Annotated in this window: 19 protein-coding genes and 1 pseudogene; 9 read left to right on the top strand and 11 right to left on the bottom strand. The window is 48.0% G+C overall.

Annotated features, from left to right (window positions below):
* Positions 1-9: 9 nt before the first annotated feature.
* On the bottom strand, positions 10-1,650 hold the full coding sequence (locus C0Q44_RS22165; RefSeq protein ID WP_105409410.1) for a diguanylate cyclase domain-containing protein: 1,641 nt from the start codon (positions 1,648-1,650) through the stop codon (positions 10-12).
* A 300-nt stretch (positions 1,651-1,950) separates the two neighbouring features.
* On the opposite strand from C0Q44_RS22165, the gene C0Q44_RS22160 reads away from it, so the two are divergent.
* The 6 genes and pseudogenes from C0Q44_RS22160 to mnhG all read left to right on the top strand — a co-directional run bounded on the left by C0Q44_RS22160 (position 1,951) and on the right by mnhG (position 7,858).
* Entirely contained in the window at positions 1,951-4,905 is a 2,955-nt protein-coding gene (locus C0Q44_RS22160; protein WP_105409734.1) for a Na+/H+ antiporter subunit A, read from the top strand.
* A 1-nt stretch (position 4,906) separates the two neighbouring features.
* Positions 4,907-5,245 carry a Na(+)/H(+) antiporter subunit C gene (locus C0Q44_RS22155; RefSeq protein ID WP_105409409.1) on the top strand — a complete coding sequence of 113 codons (339 nt, stop codon included), beginning with the start codon at positions 4,907-4,909 and terminating at the stop codon, positions 5,243-5,245.
* Complete coding sequence (locus tag C0Q44_RS22150) at positions 5,238-6,716, top strand: Na+/H+ antiporter subunit D (protein WP_105409408.1); 1,479 nt, start codon at positions 5,238-5,240, stop codon at positions 6,714-6,716. The genes C0Q44_RS22155 and C0Q44_RS22150 overlap by 8 nt, the downstream gene beginning before the upstream one ends.
* 6 nt (positions 6,717-6,722) lie before the next feature.
* Positions 6,723-7,198, top strand: a pseudogene (locus C0Q44_RS22145) (Na+/H+ antiporter subunit E).
* Positions 7,198-7,482 carry a Na(+)/H(+) antiporter subunit F1 gene (locus tag C0Q44_RS22140; protein ID WP_017688855.1) on the top strand — a complete coding sequence of 95 codons (285 nt, stop codon included), beginning with the start codon at positions 7,198-7,200 and terminating at the stop codon, positions 7,480-7,482. Before C0Q44_RS22145 ends, C0Q44_RS22140 begins: the two are co-directional and overlap by 1 nt.
* Complete coding sequence (gene mnhG, locus C0Q44_RS22135; protein WP_105409407.1) at positions 7,466-7,858, top strand: monovalent cation/H(+) antiporter subunit G; 393 nt, start codon at positions 7,466-7,468, stop codon at positions 7,856-7,858. Before C0Q44_RS22140 ends, mnhG begins: the two co-directional genes overlap by 17 nt.
* A 137-nt stretch (positions 7,859-7,995) precedes the next feature.
* Here mnhG and C0Q44_RS22130 read toward each other — a convergent pair whose 3' ends face one another.
* The 8 genes from C0Q44_RS22130 to C0Q44_RS22100 all read right to left on the bottom strand — a co-directional run bounded on the left by C0Q44_RS22130 (position 7,996) and on the right by C0Q44_RS22100 (position 15,904).
* Positions 7,996-9,168: a rhamnogalacturonan acetylesterase gene (locus C0Q44_RS22130; protein ID WP_105409406.1), complete on the bottom strand. Its 1,173-nt coding sequence runs from the start codon at positions 9,166-9,168 to the stop codon at positions 7,996-7,998.
* A 66-nt stretch (positions 9,169-9,234) separates the two neighbouring features.
* Positions 9,235-10,254 (bottom strand): dienelactone hydrolase family protein, encoded by a 1,020-nt coding sequence (locus C0Q44_RS22125; protein WP_105409405.1) that lies wholly within the window; start codon positions 10,252-10,254, stop codon positions 9,235-9,237.
* A gap of 240 nt (positions 10,255-10,494) precedes the next feature.
* Positions 10,495-11,394, bottom strand: a complete 900-nt coding sequence (locus C0Q44_RS22120; protein ID WP_105409404.1) for an MMPL family transporter — start codon at positions 11,392-11,394, stop codon at positions 10,495-10,497.
* Positions 11,395-11,411: 17 nt separating this feature from the next.
* Positions 11,412-11,630 carry a hypothetical protein gene (locus C0Q44_RS29900; RefSeq protein WP_181151133.1) on the bottom strand — a complete coding sequence of 73 codons (219 nt, stop codon included), beginning with the start codon at positions 11,628-11,630 and terminating at the stop codon, positions 11,412-11,414.
* A 107-nt stretch (positions 11,631-11,737) separates the two neighbouring features.
* On the bottom strand, positions 11,738-12,724 hold the full coding sequence (locus C0Q44_RS22115) for an MMPL family transporter (protein WP_105409403.1): 987 nt from the start codon (positions 12,722-12,724) through the stop codon (positions 11,738-11,740).
* Positions 12,725-12,777: 53 nt separating this feature from the next.
* Positions 12,778-13,932 carry a type III polyketide synthase gene (locus C0Q44_RS22110; RefSeq protein ID WP_105409402.1) on the bottom strand — a complete coding sequence of 385 codons (1,155 nt, stop codon included), beginning with the start codon at positions 13,930-13,932 and terminating at the stop codon, positions 12,778-12,780.
* A gap of 192 nt (positions 13,933-14,124) precedes the next feature.
* A complete protein-coding gene (locus C0Q44_RS22105) occupies positions 14,125-14,745 on the bottom strand; it encodes a flavin reductase family protein (RefSeq protein WP_105409401.1) in 621 nt (206 codons plus the stop codon).
* A 169-nt stretch (positions 14,746-14,914) separates the two neighbouring features.
* Positions 14,915-15,904: an iron-hydroxamate ABC transporter substrate-binding protein gene (locus C0Q44_RS22100; RefSeq protein ID WP_258166500.1), complete on the bottom strand. Its 990-nt coding sequence runs from the start codon at positions 15,902-15,904 to the stop codon at positions 14,915-14,917.
* Positions 15,905-16,267: 363 nt separating this feature from the next.
* Here C0Q44_RS22100 and C0Q44_RS22095 point away from each other — a divergent pair, with 363 nt between their 5' ends.
* On the top strand, positions 16,268-16,864 hold the full coding sequence (locus C0Q44_RS22095; RefSeq protein WP_146113499.1) for a hypothetical protein: 597 nt from the start codon (positions 16,268-16,270) through the stop codon (positions 16,862-16,864).
* A gap of 148 nt (positions 16,865-17,012) precedes the next feature.
* On the opposite strand, the gene C0Q44_RS22090 is transcribed toward C0Q44_RS22095, so the two are convergent.
* Both C0Q44_RS22090 and C0Q44_RS22085 read right to left on the bottom strand, forming a co-directional pair.
* On the bottom strand, positions 17,013-18,236 hold the full coding sequence (locus tag C0Q44_RS22090) for a multidrug effflux MFS transporter (RefSeq protein ID WP_105409399.1): 1,224 nt from the start codon (positions 18,234-18,236) through the stop codon (positions 17,013-17,015).
* Complete coding sequence (locus C0Q44_RS22085) at positions 18,233-18,985, bottom strand: GTP pyrophosphokinase (RefSeq protein WP_105409732.1); 753 nt, start codon at positions 18,983-18,985, stop codon at positions 18,233-18,235. The genes C0Q44_RS22090 and C0Q44_RS22085 overlap by 4 nt, the downstream gene beginning before the upstream one ends.
* Positions 18,986-19,229: 244 nt before the next feature.
* Between C0Q44_RS22085 and C0Q44_RS22080 the strand changes: the two genes are divergently transcribed.
* Together C0Q44_RS22080 and C0Q44_RS22075 are read left to right on the top strand one after the other, a co-directional pair.
* A complete protein-coding gene (locus C0Q44_RS22080) occupies positions 19,230-20,114 on the top strand; it encodes an alpha/beta hydrolase family protein (RefSeq protein ID WP_105409398.1) in 885 nt (294 codons plus the stop codon).
* A 79-nt stretch (positions 20,115-20,193) separates the two neighbouring features.
* Entirely contained in the window at positions 20,194-20,910 is a 717-nt protein-coding gene (locus C0Q44_RS22075) for a YoaK family protein (protein WP_181151131.1), read from the top strand.
* The last annotated feature ends 57 nt before the right edge of the window (positions 20,911-20,967 follow it).

The following is a 20,967-nucleotide window of genomic DNA, read 5'->3' as shown; positions in this document are numbered from 1 at the left end:
TATTATACGCTAATTATCATGCTTCAAATCGGAATAAAATGTAATTCTGTTCTTACCTGCACGTTTGGATTCGTACAAAGCTTCGTCCGCCATCCGGATAATTTCACTTGGATTGCCGCTGTTGGTCGGATATTCAGCTCCTCCGATGCTACATCCAATCCGAATTCGCTCGTATTCAATAATGAACGGCTTGTTCAGACTTTGGATAGTGGCTTCTGCATAGGCGCTGGCTTCCTCCCTCGGATGATGTCCGACAGAACGAAGTACGATCAGGAATTCATCCCCACCCAACCGGACCGTTATGCCCTTCTCCTGACCAAGAGCAGTCAGACGCTGGGCTACTTTCTGTAACAGAACATCTCCCGTCTGATGTCCAAGTGTATCATTGACACTCTTGAATCCATCGAGATCCAGATAGAGAAAAGTCAGTGTGTGATCTTCACTTTCGGGCTCCAGTGACTCCTCCAGATACAATTCTAGAGCAGTACGATTCGGCAAACTTGTTAATTGATCGAAATGCGCCAGATTCTGCATTACGACCAGCTCCGAGTCTTTATTCGTAAGAGAGGTCACCATATCCCGAAGCGATCGGGACAAACCTTCAATCTCTTTAATTCCCCTGTTCTCGGGAATCTCAAGATCTTCACCTGCCCGCAGTCGATTGGCTACTCGGGTAAGTCGTACCAGCGGAGCGGAGATCAGACGCGAGACTAACCACCCGATCCCCGCAAAGAGGATCGTAACAGCAAGTCCTGTCCACACATTAAACCACAACAAGTCTACTACGGAAGCAAAGGCCGTGGATTTGACTTGACGAATAATAACCGTCCATCCCAAGCCCGGATAATCCTGGTGACCCTGACTGTATGCGAAACCTGTCACATAATCATGGCCATCCTGCCAGTTCTCAACGCTCCAACTGCTCTTGTTATGCTGTGCCTCCTCGATGCCTGACAATTTCAACGGTTTACCGACCCATTCTTTGGGTCCAAGCAATACTGTATGTTCCTTTTTGCTAATGATGAAGAATTCAATGTCCTTTTCTTCCCGCTCCAGTGGCGCCAGCACGGATTCTTCCACTTCTTTCGCCCAGGCCCAGCTTAAATGCGCAGCGAGTACACCCCTGATATGGCCCTGGCTATCCTTCAACGTAAAACTGATATCGACAAATTGCAGCGGCTCACCTGTTGGATTCGGAAGCAGTTTAGCCAAAAGTACGGCATTATGTACATCTCCAATAAATTTACCCTTAATACCCTCCTTATACACAGGACGTTCCGACAAATCTTCCCCGAGCAGGATACCATCCGTCGCAGCTAACACTTTTCCGTTGGGGTCCATGAATCCAACCCATGAGAATGAGGGAAAGCTATCTTGCAACTGATCCAGCAGCATCTGGATATTATCAGGTTTGAAGCTGTCTTCCAATGCAGCCATTCTGCCTAGCAGATCCAGTTCACCCATACGGGCTGACATAAAGCGATCAAGCTTGTCCGAAGCCTGGGAAGCGGTGGCTGTGAGTGAATGACCAACCTCTGTTTCTACGGCATCGAATGATTTCTGGCTATATACATATCCTATTGTAGCGGTAACCAATAAGGATAATACAGCGAAAATGACAGTGAGTACGGTCCTGAGTTTAAATGACATAATTGCCTCCAATACATGGTGAAGCCATCTTGCTTTTCAACATAATTATGCTGTAAAGGATACACGGGATGTCACCTAATCGTTTTCATCTTTATCGGAAATTTTTTATTTTTTTATTATACATGCCCATACAATATTATACTCAAATCTTCACTGTGTTTCTTCCATTCAAAGAATAGACACGATTCTGTATATACATACTTGGGTTATGAATATAGAGAGCAAGCATTTCCTTCGAGGATTATGCGCCTGTATGTCACAGAGAGAGTCGTCGAAATACTAAACATTGGGGGTGTTATGTTGAGCTTGCTTCATGTTGCTGTTATTCTACCTTTTGCCGCTGGCATCCTTCTTGCCATGCTGCATCGTTTCTTCCGTAAAATTCATTTGGGATGGCCGGTTCTCCTTGTCCCGGCACTATTATTTGTATATTTTGCGAGCCGTATACCTGATGTGTCCCAGCGCAATACCGTATCCGGAAATATCCCTTGGATTCCTTCACTGGACATTGGATTTAACTTATATCTGGATGGTCTAAGTCTGTTGCTGACCCTGCTAATCACCGGAATCGGTGTCCTGGTTGTTCTCTACTCCATCTTTTACATGGATATGAAAGAAGCCCTGAATCGCTTCTACCTGTATCTGTTGATGTTCATGGGAGCCATGCTGGGCGTGGTACTGTCAGATAATATGATTGTGCTATACGGATTCTGGGAATTGACCAGTATAACATCATTCCTGTTGATCGCATTTCATTACAAACGCAAAGCCTCGACTTCAGGAGCACAAAAATCCTTCCTGATCACCGTATTTGGCGGATTCGCCATGCTAACCGGATTCATGATGATGTATCTCATGACGGGAACATTCAGCATTCGTGCAACCATTGCCGAGTTGGGACCGATACAGGAAAGTGCACTATTTCTACCCGCACTTGTCTTGATCCTGATTGGAGCTTTCACCAAGTCAGCCCAATTCCCGTTCCATATCTGGTTGCCAGATGCCATGGAAGCCCCTACGCCGGTGAGTGCGTATCTGCATTCAGCCACGATGGTCAAAGCTGGACTGTATGTTGTGGCCCGATTCACACCGATCTTCGGTGGACAAGGGCTCTGGTTCTGGCTCGTCACCGGCGTTGGTCTGCTAACCTTGTGTTATGGATCATTCCTGGCGGTGAAAAAAAACGATCTCAAAGCGATTCTCGCCTATTCCACCATCTCTCAACTTGGCCTGATCATGTCCCTGTTCGGGGTCGGATCCGCTGCTCTCTACTTCGGATATGGCGAGTCCTCTGCAATGTACACCGTAGCGACAACCGCTGCGCTGCTTCACCTGTTTAATCATGCGACCTTCAAGGCCGCTCTGTTCATGGTCGTAGGTATTGTGGATCATGAAACGGGAACACGTGACATTCGAAAGCTCGGTGGACTTGCGTCATTCATGCCAATCACATTCACCGTAGCTCTGATCGGATCACTTGCCATGGCGGGTATTCCACCGTTCAACGGGTTCCTCAGCAAGGAGCTGTTCTTCCAGGCTATGGTCGAAGTCACGCATCTGCGAATCTTTGGACTTGGGTCCTGGAGTGTTCTACTGCCGGTACTCGCTTGGCTTGCAAGTGTGTTTACCCTGATCTATGCGCTTATTATCGTGTTCAAAACATTCCTCGGTCGTAGCCAAAGCGAAATTCCTGCCGAGAAGCTACACGAAGCGCCCGCCGGTATGATCATTCCGCCCGTTGTTCTTGGTGTTCTAGTCATCCTGTTCGGACTCTTTCCGAACCTGCTGGCCGGATCACTGATCGAACCGGCAATGGCCGCTGTGCTTCCTTCCCTGTTAAATGGGAATGAGCGCTTCGATGTACATTTCTCCCTATGGCATGGATGGACTCCGGAACTCATTATGACCATCGGAGTTGTGATTCTCGGGATCACTCTCTACAAGCTGTTGCCACGATGGAGGAATATTTATGAGCATTATCCTCAAGGATTAACAATTAACAATATGTACCATGTCGTGCTGGATAACCTTCAGCATTATGCACGCAAATGGACGGAAGCCTACATGAATGGGTCAGTTCGTAATTATCTCGTTTACATTTTCTCATTCACGGTCGCTTTACTGGTCTATGCCTTCTTCCGTTCAGGAGAAAATATTACGTGGAATCTGCAGGGTAATGCGCCCTATTCATTCTATGAAGTCATACTGCTACTCGCGCTCATTGCTGCTGCGGTTTCGATCCCTTTTGCCAAGAACAGGCTGTCCGCAGTCATTATGACCGGAGCAGTGGGTTACCTTGTAACCTTACTGTTCGTACTCTTTAGGGCGCCGGATCTGGCGCTAACGCAGATGATTGTCGAGACGGTGTCGGTTGCCCTGTTCCTGCTCTGCTTCTACCATCTGCCTGAACTGCAACGTGGCAAATCAAGCCGCAGTTATCTCACTGTTAATATGATTGTAGCGATTTCAGTGGGGATTGTGATGACTTTTGTCGCACTAGCTGCAAGCGGGACAGCCTCCATGGAGAGCATCTCTACCTTTTTCCTTCAGGAAGCCTATAATTCTGCCGGAGGTAAAAATGTCGTTAACGTGTTGTTGGTAGATTTTCGTGGATTCGATACATTATTGGAGATTATGGTCCTTGGCGTTGCTTCATTGTCCATCTATTCCATGATTAATCTGAATCTTGAAGCGAAGGATCTCGGAGCCAGATTGAAATTCCGCAAGAAAGACGAAACTCAGGATTCAGATCCCGAGCTGGATGATGAAGCGGACAATACGAAGAAGTATGGTAACCGCGAACGCAGCACATCCTCATGGGACACTGTACCGTTGCAGAGTAATGATGTATTGCTGCAAACGACTACCAAAGTGGTTGTATTCATCATCTTGACGTTTGCAATACACCTGTTCTTCGCAGGACACCATAATCCTGGCGGAGGCTTCATCGGCGGACTGGTAACAGCAGCAGCGCTCGTATTAATTGCCTTGGCATTCAGTACCGATACGATACGCAAAGCGTTACCAATTGATTTCCGCACCTTAACGGCGATTGGCTTGGGTATTGCCTTACTTACGGGCGCAGGTTCATTCATCTTCGGTGTCCCGTTCCTCAGCCAAACCTTCGGATATTTCGAACTTCCTTTGCTGGGAGAGACAGAACTCGCCACGGCCATGCTGTTCGATCTTGGCGTTTATCTCGCCGTTCTGGGCGTCACCATGACCATCATTCTACAGATCGGGGAGGATCGTTGATATGGAAATATTGATGTGTGTAGCCGTTGGCATTCTGTTTGCGGTTGCCGTCTTTTTAATCTTGTCGCGGAGCCTGCTCCGCATCGTGCTTGGCATGTCCATACTAACCCATGGTGTGCATCTGCTATTGATCACTATGTCGCGTCTCAAAACCGGATCACCACCACTGCTTGGGGAGATGGCGGAACGCTACGTCGATCCACTTCCCCAGGCGTTGATATTAACATCCATTGTTATTAATTTCGGACTCACTGCTTTCTTCTTCGTTCTCTCCTATCGTTCCTATCTGAAGCTGAGAACGGATGACATGGAAGAAGTTAGGAGGCGTCCATATGAATAATCTTGTTGTTCTGCCTATTCTATTGCCGCTGATTACAGGTGTTCTGGCACTTCTATTCTTCCGAAAAATCAACATCCAGCGGGTCATTAGTGTCATCGGACTTTTGTTCACAGCAGCAGTCTCCACAATACTGATTACTCGTGTCACTCAAAATGGAGTCCTGACACTAAATATGGGGGGATGGGCACCTCCCTATGGCATCGTGCTTGTCGCTGACATGGTGTCGGCACTGCTTGTTGTCGCCGCTTCCATTATTGCGCTGGCTTGTCTGTTGTATGCGTTCCGCAGTGTGAACAAGGAGCGGGAGGAACATCACTTCTATCCGTTCTTTCATTTCCTGATTGCAGGAGTGAACAGTTCATTCTTAACCGGAGATTTGTTCAATTTGTTTGTCAGCTTTGAACTGATGCTTATCTCTTCCTATGCACTGATTGTATTGGGAGGTACGGAAAGACAGCTGCGTGAGACGATCAAATATGTGCTCATTAACATTGTCTCTTCAGCACTATTTGTTGCTTCTATCGGCTTCCTCTACTCTATTACTGGCACGCTGAATATGGCAGACCTGTCTGTGCGAATTGCAGAAGTGGGGCAGAGCGGGGTCATTACGCTAATTGCCGTTCTCTTCCTGATCGTATTCAGCATCAAGGCCGGACTGTTTCTGTTCTTCTGGTTATCTGGCTCTTATGCCGCACCACCGGCTGTCGTCACTGCACTGTTCGCAGGATTGTTGACCAAAGTTGGCCTGTACGCCATTGTGCGAACATTCACACTGATCTTCTATCATGATCCGGATTTCTTCCACGCACTGATCGGATGGATGGCTGGGGCAACCATGGTTCTTGGTGTAATCGGCGCGATCTCGTACCGCGATGTGAACAAGATTCTCATCTACAACGTGATCGCAGGTGTAGGCTTTGTTGCTTTCGGCATGGCCTCAGCCAGCCGCCCTGCCCTAGAAGGTCTGCTCTTCTACATGCTTCATGACATGTTGATCAAAACATTACTGTTCCTGCTGGGCGGAGCCTTAATCGCTGTTGCCGGAACATCCAAACTCGACAATATGGGCGGACTGATCCATCGTTATCCGTTGCTCGGCTGGATGTTCTTCATCAGCGCACTCGCCTTGGCAGGTTTGCCTCCATTCAGTGGTTTTCCGGGTAAGTTGCTTCTCTTCGAAGGCGGCTTGCAGGCAGGCTTGTACGGTCTTACCGGCATCGCAGTACTATCCAGCTTACTGATGTTATATTCGGTACTGCGCATCTTCATCCAGGCGTTCTGGGGCGAACCACCTGCCGGAGTGGTAAGACGCCCTTACGCGGTGAACGGCCTGCTAATTCCTGCCGGAATCCTGTTTGTATTCATCATCGTAATGGGTGTGGGGGCGGAAGGCATGTTCCAGTTGACCTCACGCGCAGGCGATATTCTATTGCATCCCAATATTTATATTGATGCCGTATTGAAGGAGTAGATGTCTATGGCCTTTCAGATTGTACTCAATCTTATCATTGCTTTTGTATGGATGTTTCTGAACAATGCCTGGAATGGTGTTGGTTTTCTCATAGGTTACCTGCTCGGACTGCTTCTGATCGGGGGGATGCGCAGATTCTTCCCCAGCGTTTCTATATTGTGCGAGTCTGGGCCATTCTGAAACTGATCAATCTGTTATTCAAGGAACTCGTGCGCGCCAGCATTGAGGTTATACGCCAGATCATCAAGCCTAAGCTCGATATTCGGCCAGGGATTTTCACGTATCGGACGCAACTGTCCTCGGATTGGGAAGTTACCTTGCTCTGTCTGCTCATCTCTTTGACACCAGGTTCCCTGCCGCTTGAAATCTCAGGCAATCAACGCAAGCTTTTTATTCATGCACTCGATATCAAAAATGAACAGAAAATGAGAGATGATATCCAAAATACATTTGAAAAAGCAATTATGGAGGTGACGCGTTAATGTTATCCTCACTGTTATTCATCTCGTTGCTTATTCTCTCCTTAGCCATCCTCGGTTGCCTGTACAGGGTGCTTAGGGGACCATCGATGGCTGACCGGATCACCGCACTTGATACCATCGGGATCAATGTCATTGCCATCGTCGCCGTTCTGTCGATGATGCTGCAAACCCAGGCATACCTGGACATCATATTGCTGATTGGTATTCTGGCTTTTCTAAGTACGGTTGCATTTGCACGTTATATTGAACGGGGGGCGGTATTCAAAAATGATGGAGATCGTTAAAGGAACCGCTGAAACGGCCATCGGTCTACTCGTACTGCTCGGTGCATTACTCAGTGCATTCAGTGCGTTCGGACTGATTCGTCTGCCCGATGTGTATTTACGAGCCCATGCCGCAACCAAAAGTATGACGTTAGGCGTGTTATGTGTACTTGGCGCGACATTTATCTACTTCTGGTACTTCGACAACTATATTAGTGCCCGCTTGCTGCTTGGTATCCTGTTTGTATTCATCACGGCTCCGGTCGCCGGACATCTGAACGGACGGGCCGCCTATCGTACAGATGTACCGCTGTGGGAGCAAAGTGTTCAAGATGAGCTGGAACCGTTGTTAAAAGGGAAGAAAGTGAATCATGAGGCCAAGGATATGATGGAGTAATCCAGCTAATCCAGGCATACTCATAACAATACCCCGAGGATTAACCGCTTGTTTCGCGGTATCCCCGGGGGTATTGTTCCTTTTTCACAGCTGAAGTAGATTAGCCACAGATTAACTGACAGATCACATTCTTATGTTTAGAATCCACTCAATCCCTGCCTTTTCAGATCCGCAGCTACAATGCGCGCAAGCTGGGCAGCACCCTGATGGTTTGGATGCAGGCTATCCCCTGTCATATACAACGCAAGTGTGGCTGCCGGACCCATCGATGTGAAATAAGCAGAACTCAGCTTGTTCAGTTCAACCAGCGTAACCCCCTCTTCCTGAGCGAGTGTACGGGTTGACGGATTATACCAGCGATTCTCAGCATTGTGTACATTGGACGAATTGAAGTCTGTCGCTCGGCCCTGTGGCGTGGAAAGGATAACCGTGGCCCCCTTGTTCTTCGCTTGGCGGACCATATCCCGCATGATTTCCTTGAACTGTGCCTCGGTTGTATTATTCTTGGCATTGGTGTCATTAATTCCAAACTGCAAAATAAAATAATCTCCAGGCTTGATATACTTCAGGATCGCCTCCATCTGACCATCATCTCGGAAACCTCTTGCAAATTGACCACTTGCCGCCATATTTCTCACCTGAAATGTATTGTTGTTCACATAGGAAGGAAATAGTTGTCCCCACCCACCCTGCACACTACTTCCAAGCGGATAGTAATTGCAAACGGTTGAATCGCCACCAATGTATATCGTGCGGTTGGTTACCGTCTGATTCGATATCTTACGGACTTCCAGTGCACTTAACGTAAAGGCTGTGCCAGCCTTGCCTTCGGTAACCAACAGGTTCAATTGTCCGTCGGTTATCGGGATTTGAAACCGGTCGGTCGCTCCATTACCCGTCATATTGATGATCTGGTATACTCCTTCCGCAGCGACGCTGGCTCTGGCTGTATTGCCCAGAACCACTTTGACCTCATAAAGACCATTGGACAGATCCACATTGAACGTATTGGTACTCTTCGTACCGAACGTCAGAAACTGCACTGCGTCACTCATGACTCCACTTCCAGATGCAGACACATTTCTCATATGGGCAGGCGTGTTGAAACCATAACCTCTCGCAGCTGTATAGGTATCTCCTGCGGACACGCCTGTGTAACCGCTCTCAACCAGGCCTGAACCAAAATCAAATCTGTAATTATCAGTTGCCGCTTCAGCGACCTGCCCTCCATTGCTTCCCAGACCTACGCCGATCGTACTTGCAAACAGAACAAGACATAGTAGAACTTTTACGGATGTTGACCATTTCATTACTGAATTCTCCTCTCGAATCAGAATCTGATTGGTACATGATCTGCATGATCCACAACTTTAACTTCACAGCACTTGATCAAGCCAGTCATATGCTTTCGCTCCGCTAATCTCATGTCCACCTGTGAAGAAATCCGCATCCAGCGATTTTTCTGCCCCCGCCTGCTCATATATGTGTGTCAAACGGGCATACGCCTCTCTCGCTGCATGGATTGGGAACACCTGATCATCACTTCCAGCTTCAATAAAAAGTGGCCTAGGCACAATCAGGCCGATGAGATCCGGCAACTCCGCTTCACGCAGGATACCTGGCACATAGTTGTCCAGACAATGGTTCCGATCCAATATGCTGCCTTGGAATGTATTTGCATAACCGCTTACCACAGTTGCCCTGAACCGTTCATCCAACGCGGCTGTAAATGCGGTCACCAGCCCACCGCCCGAGATACCCATGCTTCCAATTCGCTCCGAATCCACTTCTGGCCGAGTCGATACATAATCCAATACACGTGTTGTTTCATACACCCTATGACCGGCGAGGGTCTTCCCCACCATGAGCAGATGCGCAGCAATCTTCGTACAGGAGCTTACCCCTGGTGGCGCATCGCGGTCCTCTTCCAGTCTTCGATCACCAAATCCGAGCAACTCTGGAGCCGCAACCACATATCCCCGCTGCACAAGGGCAACGGCGAAATCCTTGTGTAATCCGGGATCTCCTGTTCGAAGTGAACCATCCGGCTCCATTCCAGATATCTCCCGGCTGCCATACCCGTGCCCGTGACAGGCAACGATGGCGGGTCTCTTCGCATCGGTAACGCTTACATCACTTGGAATCAAAATATAGACAGCCATTCGAAGTCCTGCATAGGTTGTGATCTCCACCCGCTCGCGGATATATCCGTCACATGCCGTGCGTTCCAACAATACAGGATTCAGTCCTTCCGCCATTGCTGGAAATCCGCCCAGTCGTTCTTTTACGCGTATACGCAATTGACTGCGCCATTCTTCCAAGGATTGATCTGCATGATAAGCGGAACGACCGCGAAGATTAGTTTGCTGTTGCAGATAGGATTCTATATCCGACATTAGACTGTGTCCCTCCTGTTTTTCGTAAGATTCCATAGGTGAAAGACCGAACTACCCGATTAATCCAGTCCATTATAGAACATAACTGTTGCCCATGAATTGAACATGTTTGCCAGTTTTGAATGGAATCCCACAATTTCGATCCAAAAAAAGGATATCCCTCACCTGAGCACAGGCTCTGGGGATACCCCTTTCCAATTGCAGTCATGTTAGACATGTCACCAATCATCTACTCCGTCTTCATTTCATCTGTCCTGGCAACCACCAGTTCCACCTACCCATCAATTTCATCAGTGCAGGTATCAGTATCAAACGAATCAGTGTCACATCAATGAATACTGCTGCCGTTATTCCGATTCCCAACTGCCTCACCCCTGTAACTTCAGCAAACGCAAATGGCATAGTCACCGCAAGCAGAATTGCCGCTGCGGAAGTAATTAAAGTACCCGTAGACGCCAATCCCTGTTGTACTGCCAGATCACTGTCTCCGGTTCGTATATAGATCTCCCGTATACGGCTCAGCATAAATACACCGTAGTCCATCGATATGCCGAATACCAGTCCCGCAATGAACACCGGAATCATAATGGCAATAGCTGACGGCTCCATCCCCAGATGTCCCTCATTAAATACCCACACCAAAATGCCAAATGAAGCGGCTAAACTGAGCAGATTCATCAGAATCGCCTTGATTGGAATGAGCAGAGAACGGAATGCTGCCAGCAGCACCACATAATTGGATACCACGACAAACACCAGAACTTTGGGAAGCTGACGCGTAACTTCCTGCATAATTTCATGCTGCTTGGCAGCTTCCCCACCATACCGAATGGTCATGCCATTCATGGCTAAAGCTTGATCATCAGACCTCATTCGATCGAGCCAGCCTGCGACCTCATCCGAACCCGGTTCTCCACGTACGGTAGCAACCACACGAATGGAATAATCTGAGACATATGAACGCAGCACCGTTGATATCGGATGAGACTTACTGACTTCCGTGGAAGAAGATCTAGACAACGCGGGAACTTGGAACTGGCTTTGCGAGCCATCTTTGTTCGGCTGTAACAGACCCCATGGTGACACGATGCTTAATACATCCGAGTCCTGCAGAAGTTGACGTACTTTATTGTGAGCCATCTGCCAGTGCACGGCAGTCAGTTGTTCCTGCTGCCCCCAATCACCATATCGATGGTGGAGATATTCTTTTGACCCAAATCATACTGTAACTGCTCTGCTGCCTGGCGAGACTCCATTCGGGATGGCAGTGAAGACGCATCCGGGATGGACAGTTCCAATCGGCTCACCGGAAAGACACACAGCAACAATACCATTGTACCCCCAATCGCCATACTCGCCGGTCGTTTCATAACCATGGCTGACCATGTATGCCAGATCGAACGTCTGGGTGATGAACGAACTGACTTCCGTCTGAATACCCGAACCGCAGACATGGACAACAGAGCTGGTAGCAGCGTTACGTTTAACAGAAGCGATAAAAGCAGAACGATAATGGCCCCAAGGAGACACTCAAAAACATCGGCAGTCTGATCCAGAGTAAACCCAGCAGTCCAAGGAGCACGCATGCTGCTGAGAACAAGACGGCTCGCCCTGCTGTACGTAGCGTTCGCTGAAGGACCTCACTTTGCAGAACTACACTCTCCAGAACGTTAGCTTCCACTTCATCTTCATAGGACTGTTGAAGTTCTTCCCTGTACCTGCTCAGGATGATCAGGGCAAAATCTATACTAAGCGCCATGCCCACCATGGGAATCACGTTGATTATGAAGTTGGACAGTTCAAGATAATAGCCCAGGAGCGACGTGACTCCCATCGCCGTAATCACAGCACTTATTCCCATCACCACAGCAATCATTGCAGCGTACAGACCTCTGAATGCGAAACACAAAATGACCAAGGCAATTGGTAATCCCACCACTTCTGCGCGTTCCAGATCCTTAAAGCTCAGACGGTTTACATCCTGCTGTACGACCGCTTTTCCTGTCAGCTTGATCGTACCTGGACCTTCATCTGTTGTCAGCACGGTGCGCAGCTGCTTCAAGGGAGGACCCATCTGATAAGACGGCACACCCATGTTCACCCAAGCGTAAGCCGTATGGTCATGCAACAGCTCCGCTTTGGTATCCAGAGGAGAAGTGATAGAAGTTACCGCAGGCAACAATTCAACCTGGTTCAGACGATCCCTGATCCATTGGCGAAACACTGTTGGTGAGGCAGTTTCCTTTTTCTCAAAAACGATAACAACCGGATCAGCAGGAGAATCGAATTCGTCCTCCAGAATATGTTCAACCGCTTGCGCATCCCCGTGAACCAATGTCAACCCGTGATCTTGCACCATGCCAGGCAACTTCCATGCCCAGACAGCTGACATCCCGATGACAAATACCCAGCAGAGAATGATGAACCGCGGATATCGGCTGATGAAGACAGCAAGGCTGCGATAACCCATATCCAAGCTCCTCTGCGATCAGATTGGTCATTCGGTTTAATGCGGGTGCGCAATTATTGGATGCCATGACTCACTGATTTTTGGTTCGCAACGGGGGCAGGGATATATGTAAAAGGAAGTAATTCTGCGGTCAGTCCCGGACCAAAGGCCAGCGCAATCCCACTGGAGTGATCTTCCTTCTGACTATAATTCTCACGGATGGATTGAAGTACAAAAAGAATTGTAACGGACGACAGGTTACCATAATCCCGCAGGACATTACGGCTGTAGGAGGCCTGCTCGTCTGTCAACTGGTACAACTTCTGAACGGCATCCACGATTCCTCTGCCTCCTGGATGGATCGCCCATATTTCTGGTAAACCGCTCCCCTCCAGCAACCGTGCTACTTCTGGTCCGAGATGCAAACCGAGCAACTTCGGAATCTGTGGCGACAGATAGAGATCGAAGCCTGTATTGCCCACTTCCCAGATCATCTCTTCTGCACAGTCCGGGAGTAGTACCGAATGCCCACGGCCGAGTCGAAAACATTCATTGCGCCCCGTTCCAGACGGGCCAACCACGCAAGCAGAGGCTCCATCTCCGAAGAAAGAAGCAGCATACAGATCATCACGCTTGGCGGACGGTTGGAAGTGAAGGGTACACAGTTCTACACACACGATCAGAACAGTGGCCTTCTGATCTGTCGTTACGATGGAATTCGCCAGTTGTATGGCCTTCAAACCGGCTGCACACCCTTGAAATACCAGTGGAATTCGGTTGATATCCGGTGACAATTCAAGTTGCTGTATCAGCCGAACATCCAGTCCGGGCAGGAATTGCCCTGTGCAACTCACCGTAATAAGATGCGTTAACTCCGCCGGAGATACGTCCGCATCCTGAAGGGCCTGTCCGGCTGCTTTCAGCCCGAGCGGAACAGCAGCCGCTTTGTATTTACCCATGCGCTCGGCTGTTGTCGGAACGTCCTCTGCCGCAGTGAAGGGCAAGTAACGGCAAGAATCCACAGGCTCCAGCAGATTCGGTTCACACGTATAGCGAGTCTCCACACCGCACTGATTAAAAATCCGTTTGGCCCACCTTCTGGCATCGGGCTCATGTTCCAGCGCTTGCGCGAGACGAGTAGACACATCTTTTTGCTCGATACGGTGCTCTGGCCATGCCGTTCCCATTCCCATAATACTTGCACCTGTAGTTCCCTCAAGCTCATTCATCGGATCAACCTCCGTATATATAAAATAGGTTCATATGACATGTGCAGGATATAGTACAAGTCTATTCACCCACTGGCCCGTTTATGTTCATATCACAAGTAAAGGCGGACAGCATATGCAAGTTACGCATGTGCTATCCGCCTTATTGGTAATGCTAGCCCCACCCTATATCAGATATACAATCTTTCCGTACTATTCAGGCCGAATGATTGTGAATCTCTCCCCAAGCTTGGCGTAATCATTACCCGCCAGTCGGCTGACTGGTTTCAAATGATCCATAAGGATATAGCCCTTGTCCGGATTATAGACCGCTTCGCTGAAATGGTACTGTACAATACGTACCAGCAGCAGGTCACTCACTGGTTTGCCATCATCGTTAGACACGGGAATGTGCTGATACAGTTCACACTCCATTCGAATAAGTGCTTCCTGTATTCCCGGAACGGAAACGATCGTACTCGGCACTGTAGTGAGTTTTGTCCGCTCTAGCTCACTTTCGTGCGGTTCAAGTATGGCCGCTGTCTCATTCACCTCTGCAATGATCGCTTCATCACATATGTGTACGACCAGTTCTTTACGGGCAAGCACATTGCGGGCGGTATCTTTCATCATGCCATCCTTGCGTGCAATAGAGATGGACAACAACGGTGGATCAGAGCTGACCACATTAAAGAAACTGAATGGCGCAGCATTAATAACACCATTCTCGTCTGAACGTGTCGTCACAAAAGCAATCGGACGTGGCACTACCGAACCACTCATGAGTTTATAGTTGTCTCTTCCCGTTATTTTACGTGGATCCAATGTATACATATGTAACTATCCCCTTCCTGATCATGAAGTAAGTGACATTCCTCCTTCATGACATGACAATGCTTCTTTTTTCTTTATTATATATCGTAAAATGCTGAACTAACAAAAAAACTCCCTGGTACCCATCATACCAAGGAGTTTGAACACACCATTTTGTATTGGCTATTTCTTATTTAACGATGCTGTTCTGAATGTCTTCCATAATTTGAAGGTTCGCTTGAACTCCACTATACAGCCAGCTGCTGGAACGGGTAAATTCAAACAAATTACCATTTTTCACAGCCGGGATGCTTTGCCATACTGGATCTTTCAGTGCTTCTGACCCCGTACCTTCATCACTATTCACAAAGAATAAGTAGTCTACATCCATTTCCGCCAATTTCTCCATTGAGATGGAGGACCAGTTACCTGTCGCATTAGCAGAGATTTCTTTCACAACTTCAGGCTCTACAAGTCCAAGTTCTTTGTACATCACTTCTCCACTCGATACATTGTCACTAACGATAAAGAACTTGCCGCTAACCAACCAAATGGCGGCTGCCGATTTCGTACCACCTGTAACGGTGTTGATCTTTTCCTTGATTTCGCTGGCTTTAACTTCGTAATCATCCAGTGCTTGTTGTGCTTCATCACTTTTATTCAGAATTTCACCGATTTTCAGTAGCGTTTTGCGCCAGTCGCTATTGATCTCATCGCCGAGCACGTAAGTAGGTGCAATCTTACTGTACTGTGCGTATTTCTCACCTTCAACCACACTTTCGGAACCGATAATAATCAGATCCGGGTTAAAGCTTGTTACCGCTTCGAAAGGAAGATCAAAGGCAATTGTTGGAATGCCATTTAGATCTTTTTGTAGATATTCCTGAATTCCATTGGCTACCGACCATTGGGCAACCGGCTTCACGCCTAGGGTTACCAGATTGTCTTCCAGATACGAAGCGATGATCCGCTCTGGATTTGCAGGGATTTTCACTTCGTGTCCCATTGCATCTGTCAATGTGCGTTCAGTCGGTGCTTCGGTCTGTGTCTCGGTCTCCGTTGTTGTATCGTTTTCTCCTGCTTCATTCTCTGCAGGCTTTGTTCCACACGCGGCCAACCAGATGGACATGACCATCACCGTAATCAGAAGCATGATCATCTTTCTATTTCTATTCAGCACTTTATTAACCCCTTTCAATATGGACATCTTAATTGGCGTTATTGCGACAGCTATCAACGTTCAAAAATATTAATACTGTTATTGATACATATAATATTGGTATATATATTTGTTCAATTCCATTGACAATGATAATTGTTATCATTCTAATTGTCAATTCGATTATGCTCTGCGCTATAAAGTTGAACTAAAGATTATTTACACTGACACTACGATGATAGAACAATCTTCCAATCGCTGTTTTGTGTAAATGATTAGTTCAACTAAATAGATCATATAAAATCTTCTTAAAGAAATTCACCTATAGGCGGATGCCGCCATATGCTGAATGCAGAATACGATGACAGGAAGGATGTTCTGTATATGAGTTACGTATATAACCCTTATATCAGCTATGGAGAAGACCGTTCATTTCAATTGCCGCCTCTGTTCCCTGGAGGTGGCGGAACACCCGGTGGCCCGATGTTCCCTGGGATGCCTGGCGGCCAAGGCTCCTATCCTCCCTTTATTCCCGGCGGAGGAACAGGTCCATCCCCATATATCCCCGGAGGCATTCCGAGTTCAGCTCCGGGCGTACCTGCGCAACTGGCGCAAGGCAATCTGCCCACCCTTCTTAGTGCCTATCCACGTCCGGTGGGTCAACCCCCGGCGGAAATGCTTTTCTTATATAACCTGATCAAAAGCAGCCCGGGTCTCCTTCCGCTCTTCCTCCAGCAACAGCCGCAAAGTCTAACTCAAGCGGTACAATTTGCACAAACAGGTGCGGCGGCGCCCCGGGATAACGAAGAACGTGCACTGCCCAACTTTTGCTACAACCGATGGTCCCTGGTATTCACATACAATGACGTATATCTGATGTGGCCTGCCATTAATCTGTTTGGTTTTGTGGTGGGGTACTTCTATCCATTCCTTACACCAGGAATTCTCCTGAATACACAGATTTTGTTTGCTCTCTGCTAAATCGTCCTTACTTACAGCAAACGCCCCAAGGGAAGGGGTTTGCCTTCCATTGGGGCGTTTTTATCGTTATTTTAACCAAGGTCACTATACTCTTTAACACCCAAACTGCACAAAAGTAATCCTACAGGATATACGTTCAACTCTGTGCCTAAGCATTCTGACGTCTCACGCCTCTACCGACCAGAAGGAAGTAAATCACCAAGGCACCGAGATCAGCACAAGCGATCACGATTCCCATTGGCACAGCTGTGCCTTCTCCTCCAAGTCCCACGAGCGGCGCCACAATCCCTCCGAGCAGGAATGTCATCACACCAATAAGCGCAGATGCGCTGCCTGCTGAATTGGCCTGATCGGCCATTGCCAGAGCGAAGGACGCCGTATTTACCAACCCCACACTGGATACCACCAGAAATAACGGGATCAACACGGAGATCAGATTACCTCCAGCCAAAATGGTGATGAGCAGTGATGTTCCTCCGAGCGCTGCGGTTAACAGTCCGGCGATTAACAAGCGGGTTTCAGACACTTTTCCTGCCAGTCTCCCGGCGATCTGGCTGGCCAGAATAATGCCAAGTCCATTAATGGCGAAGCAGAGACTGAACATTTGCGGGGAAACCCCGTATATCTTCTGAAGCACAAATGGCGAACCTGCTATGTACGCAAACATACCAGCTGCTACGAAACCCTGGGTTAACGCATAACCCATAAACTGGCGGTCCCCTGCGATTTGGCGAAACGTAATCAGGGTCTGCTTCAGTCCCCCGTTTGATCTGCGGTTCGAAGGCAGTGTCTCCCCGAGACCATAAATAACTGCAAACAACGTCAGTATACCTATGAGGCTGAGCAAAATAAACACGCCACGCCATGATGTATAAAGCAACAATTGTCCACCAATGATCGGTGCAGCAATCGGGGCTACGCCGTTTACCAGCATTAACAAGGAGAAGAATCGCGTGAGTTCCGGACCCGAGTATACGTCCCTGACGATTGCACGCGAGATGACAATCCCTGCTGCTCCAGCCACGCCCTGAATGAATCGCAACACAACAAATGAGCCCATCGAAGGGCTGACGAGACAAAGTATAGAAGCGATAGTGTAGAGCACAAGCCCTGCAATGAGCGGTGTTCGACGACCCCGTACATCGCTTAAAGGTCCCGCAAGCAGCTGTCCAACGGCAAGTCCGATCATACACGCTGTCAGACTGAGCTGGGCATACGAAGTAGACGAGCCGAACTCTTCTGCCAGCAAGGGTAATGCTGGTAAATACATATCCAGGGACAACGGCCCAAAGGCCGACAGCGTCCCCAGAATTAATGCCATCCGTACACGGGATGTGGAGCTGGAATTCAATGAAGCTGGTGTACTTTTCATCGAATGTTACTCCCGCCACCCAGTAGCTTGAGCAGGTTGGTTGGCAGTGTGAACTGTTGATTGTTAATAATAATACGGCGCATTTCTTCTTCGTCCCGCTCATTGTCGGCGTCCTTGATCTCCTGAATCTCACGGTGAAGTCGCTCCATCTGCTGATCCAGCGCATTTGCAGAGTCTGCCGCACTTTTCAGTTCCCTAGTCAGGTGCTCAGGTACATCTTTATTGTATTTATAGAAGATCTTATGCTCCAGGCTTGCCCAGAAATCCATCGCGATCGTACGGATCTGAATCTCCACACAAGCTCGTTCCTCCCCATTAGACATGTATACCGGCACTTCCACCAGGAGGTGAAGACTTTGATAGCCGTTGGGCTTCGGATTCTCGATGTAGTCTTTGACTTCCAGTACTCGCAGATCACTCTGGTTGCACAGCATATCCTTAATTCGATAGATGTCTGAGATAAAGGAACAAGTAATACGTACCCCGGCGATATCCTTAATATTTTGTTTGATGCTCTCAAACGTTAACTCATGATTTTTGCGGAACATCTTGTTCATAATACTCTCAGGTGACTTCAGTCTGGACTTTGTATGTTCAATTGGACTGTAATCATGCAGAGACTGGAATTCTTCCTTGAGTACTTCAATCTTGGTCTCCATCTGATCCAGAGCAAATTTATAAATCATCATAAATCTCGTAATTTCATATTTGAATTTCTTGAATTGATCGATCGGATGTGGAGCGTTCATCATATTTTTCTTCCTTTCTTTCTGCACACTAAAGTTAGTTTTATAATTGCGAAGACAAAGGTTAACTCCTATGTCTCCTGAACCATTATAAATCATATGGAGTCAATAAACGAATTTCTTACACTCAGGCTGCCGAATCGGCCAGAAAGGTATGGGGATTTTTTTTACGCACATCATATAGAAGCATCACGATCATCTGACACGCCATTACCGATGAAAGAGGTGGATTTTCCTGCTCTATCAAGTGACGTATTCATCCGATACACTTCGGGTTAAAGCTTATTTATACCTGCCACAAGGTTGTTCATTAACTGATATCACGACATATGAAACTTCTCATCCCGGCTCTGTCTCCTCTGCCTTTCCGGAATTCGCTTCCATACATACATCTCTACATTTGCAACCACTCGCCAGCCACTACCCTTCTGCAACAATGCATGTTACGGATAACATACCGGAACAGTGGCCAGTTCTGCTCTATTGTCGCGGCGGACTTGGCAGCTATGGCGGGGTAAATACCGTTTGGCTTGAGCAATTTGTACATAAAGGTTATATCGTGTTCGCCCCATCCTATCGTGGCAACGAAGGAGGTGAAGGTCGTGACGAGTATGGCGGGAAAGATGCCGAAGATGTGCATGCCGCTTACCGGTTGATACAGCGTTTACCCTTTGTCGACCCGACTCGCATATCGTTAATGGGGTTCTCCCGTGGAGCCATTAATGCTGTACATACCGCAACTGCCTATAATGAGGGACCGGACAAAGTACATAAATTAGTTCTTTGGAGCGGTGTCTCCGATGTGGAGCGCACTTATCATGAACGAACCGACCTGAGACGTACCTTGAAACGGGTGCTGGGTGGTTCCCCACGCGCAGTCCCGGAAGCTTATCTTGCCCGTTCCCCCCTGTCGAATGCACACAAACTCTGCTGTCCTGTCCTAATCATGCATGGCACATCGGATACGCAGGTGAATTACAGTCATGGAACACGGATGTATCACTGGCTGAAGCGACAAGGCGCGAACGTTACGTTTCATGCCTACGGCGGGCAGGATCATCATTTTCACGAGAAGATCCATCAGGCAGCGGTGAACAATATGTTTGATTGGCTGGCAGCACCTTCGCCCTGAATCACGAATTTCACTTTGAAGGATCATGCGTTACCGCTGTATACTGGAGGGGTTACGTTTTTTTGAAAGGACAGATCATATGAATCAAAGCACCCTCCAAAAATACGCCATGCTCCTTCTCTGCATGTCTGCCGGAATGATCGATGTGATCGGATATCTGGGACTGGGGCATGTGCTCACAGCCAATATGACGGGAAATATTGTACTGCTGGGAATTGCTATTGCCCGTGCTCAGGAATTTGTCGTACTGCGGGCACTACTTGCCCTTATCGGATTTATTGCCGGCAATGCCATTGCCGCACATATGATTGGACATGTACAGACCAAAAATGGATGGTCTTCCCGAGTTACAGCCGTATTCACTGTTGAAAGCATATTACTTCTGCTGTTCGCGATCGTCATGATTAGTCCGTTCTCAGAACAACTGTCCTATCTATTAATTGTCGTGCTAGCTGTTGCCATGGGGATGCAAACGACTGCTGCACGCCGAATTGGAATCGCGGGTATCTCGACAACCGTGCTCACCAATAATCTGGCCGCCGTGGTTGAGGATACCGTAAGCATCCTCAACAGGCTGCGACATGCCAATATCCGATCGTTGGCGAAAGCTCTATCTACAGACTCCTACCTTCGTGCGGGTGCTGTTGTAACCTATTTGGTCGGCGTCATTGCAGCCGCCTTGATATTCCACCGTGTGCCCATGATCGCAGTCTGGATTCCTGTCCTGATCATTGGCGGCGTAACCCTATACGCCCGATTACATGCATGGGGAACTTCACAACAAAGCAAAAGTTAATAGTTAAAAAAGAACCTATTCATTTTCAAGAGGCTGTTCAAAAGTCCACTATAGGGT

Source organism: Paenibacillus sp. PCH8, from assembly GCF_002968835.1.
Taxonomy (GTDB): Bacteria; Bacillota; Bacilli; order Paenibacillales; family Paenibacillaceae; genus Paenibacillus.
Note: the sequence above shows the minus strand (reverse complement) of the source record. Positions and strands in the feature narration are given on the sequence as shown.

Excerpts from the sequence above, each read along its gene's own strand:
- C0Q44_RS22165 (WP_105409410.1), bottom strand. The coding sequence starts at position 1,650 with ATGTCATTTAAACTCAGGACCGTACTCACTGTCATTTTCGCTGTATTA.
- C0Q44_RS22155 (WP_105409409.1), top strand. The coding sequence starts at position 4,907 with ATGGAAATATTGATGTGTGTAGCCGTTGGCATTCTGTTTGCGGTTGCC.
- C0Q44_RS22150 (WP_105409408.1), top strand. The coding sequence starts at position 5,238 with ATGAATAATCTTGTTGTTCTGCCTATTCTATTGCCGCTGATTACAGGT.
- C0Q44_RS22140 (WP_017688855.1), top strand. The coding sequence starts at position 7,198 with ATGTTATCCTCACTGTTATTCATCTCGTTGCTTATTCTCTCCTTAGCC.
- mnhG (WP_105409407.1), top strand. The coding sequence starts at position 7,466 with ATGATGGAGATCGTTAAAGGAACCGCTGAAACGGCCATCGGTCTACTC.
- C0Q44_RS22130 (WP_105409406.1), bottom strand. The coding sequence starts at position 9,168 with ATGAAATGGTCAACATCCGTAAAAGTTCTACTATGTCTTGTTCTGTTT.
- C0Q44_RS22125 (WP_105409405.1), bottom strand. The coding sequence starts at position 10,254 with ATGTCGGATATAGAATCCTATCTGCAACAGCAAACTAATCTTCGCGGT.
- C0Q44_RS22120 (WP_105409404.1), bottom strand. The coding sequence starts at position 11,394 with ATGGCTCACAATAAAGTACGTCAACTTCTGCAGGACTCGGATGTATTA.
- C0Q44_RS29900 (WP_181151133.1), bottom strand. The coding sequence starts at position 11,630 with ATGGTTATGAAACGACCGGCGAGTATGGCGATTGGGGGTACAATGGTA.
- C0Q44_RS22115 (WP_105409403.1), bottom strand. The coding sequence starts at position 12,724 with ATGGGTTATCGCAGCCTTGCTGTCTTCATCAGCCGATATCCGCGGTTC.
- C0Q44_RS22110 (WP_105409402.1), bottom strand. The coding sequence starts at position 13,932 with ATGAATGAGCTTGAGGGAACTACAGGTGCAAGTATTATGGGAATGGGA.
- C0Q44_RS22105 (WP_105409401.1), bottom strand. The coding sequence starts at position 14,745 with ATGTATACATTGGATCCACGTAAAATAACGGGAAGAGACAACTATAAA.
- C0Q44_RS22095 (WP_146113499.1), top strand. The coding sequence starts at position 16,268 with ATGAGTTACGTATATAACCCTTATATCAGCTATGGAGAAGACCGTTCA.
- C0Q44_RS22090 (WP_105409399.1), bottom strand. The coding sequence starts at position 18,236 with ATGAAAAGTACACCAGCTTCATTGAATTCCAGCTCCACATCCCGTGTA.
- C0Q44_RS22085 (WP_105409732.1), bottom strand. The coding sequence starts at position 18,985 with ATGAACGCTCCACATCCGATCGATCAATTCAAGAAATTCAAATATGAA.
- C0Q44_RS22075 (WP_181151131.1), top strand. The coding sequence starts at position 20,194 with ATGAATCAAAGCACCCTCCAAAAATACGCCATGCTCCTTCTCTGCATG.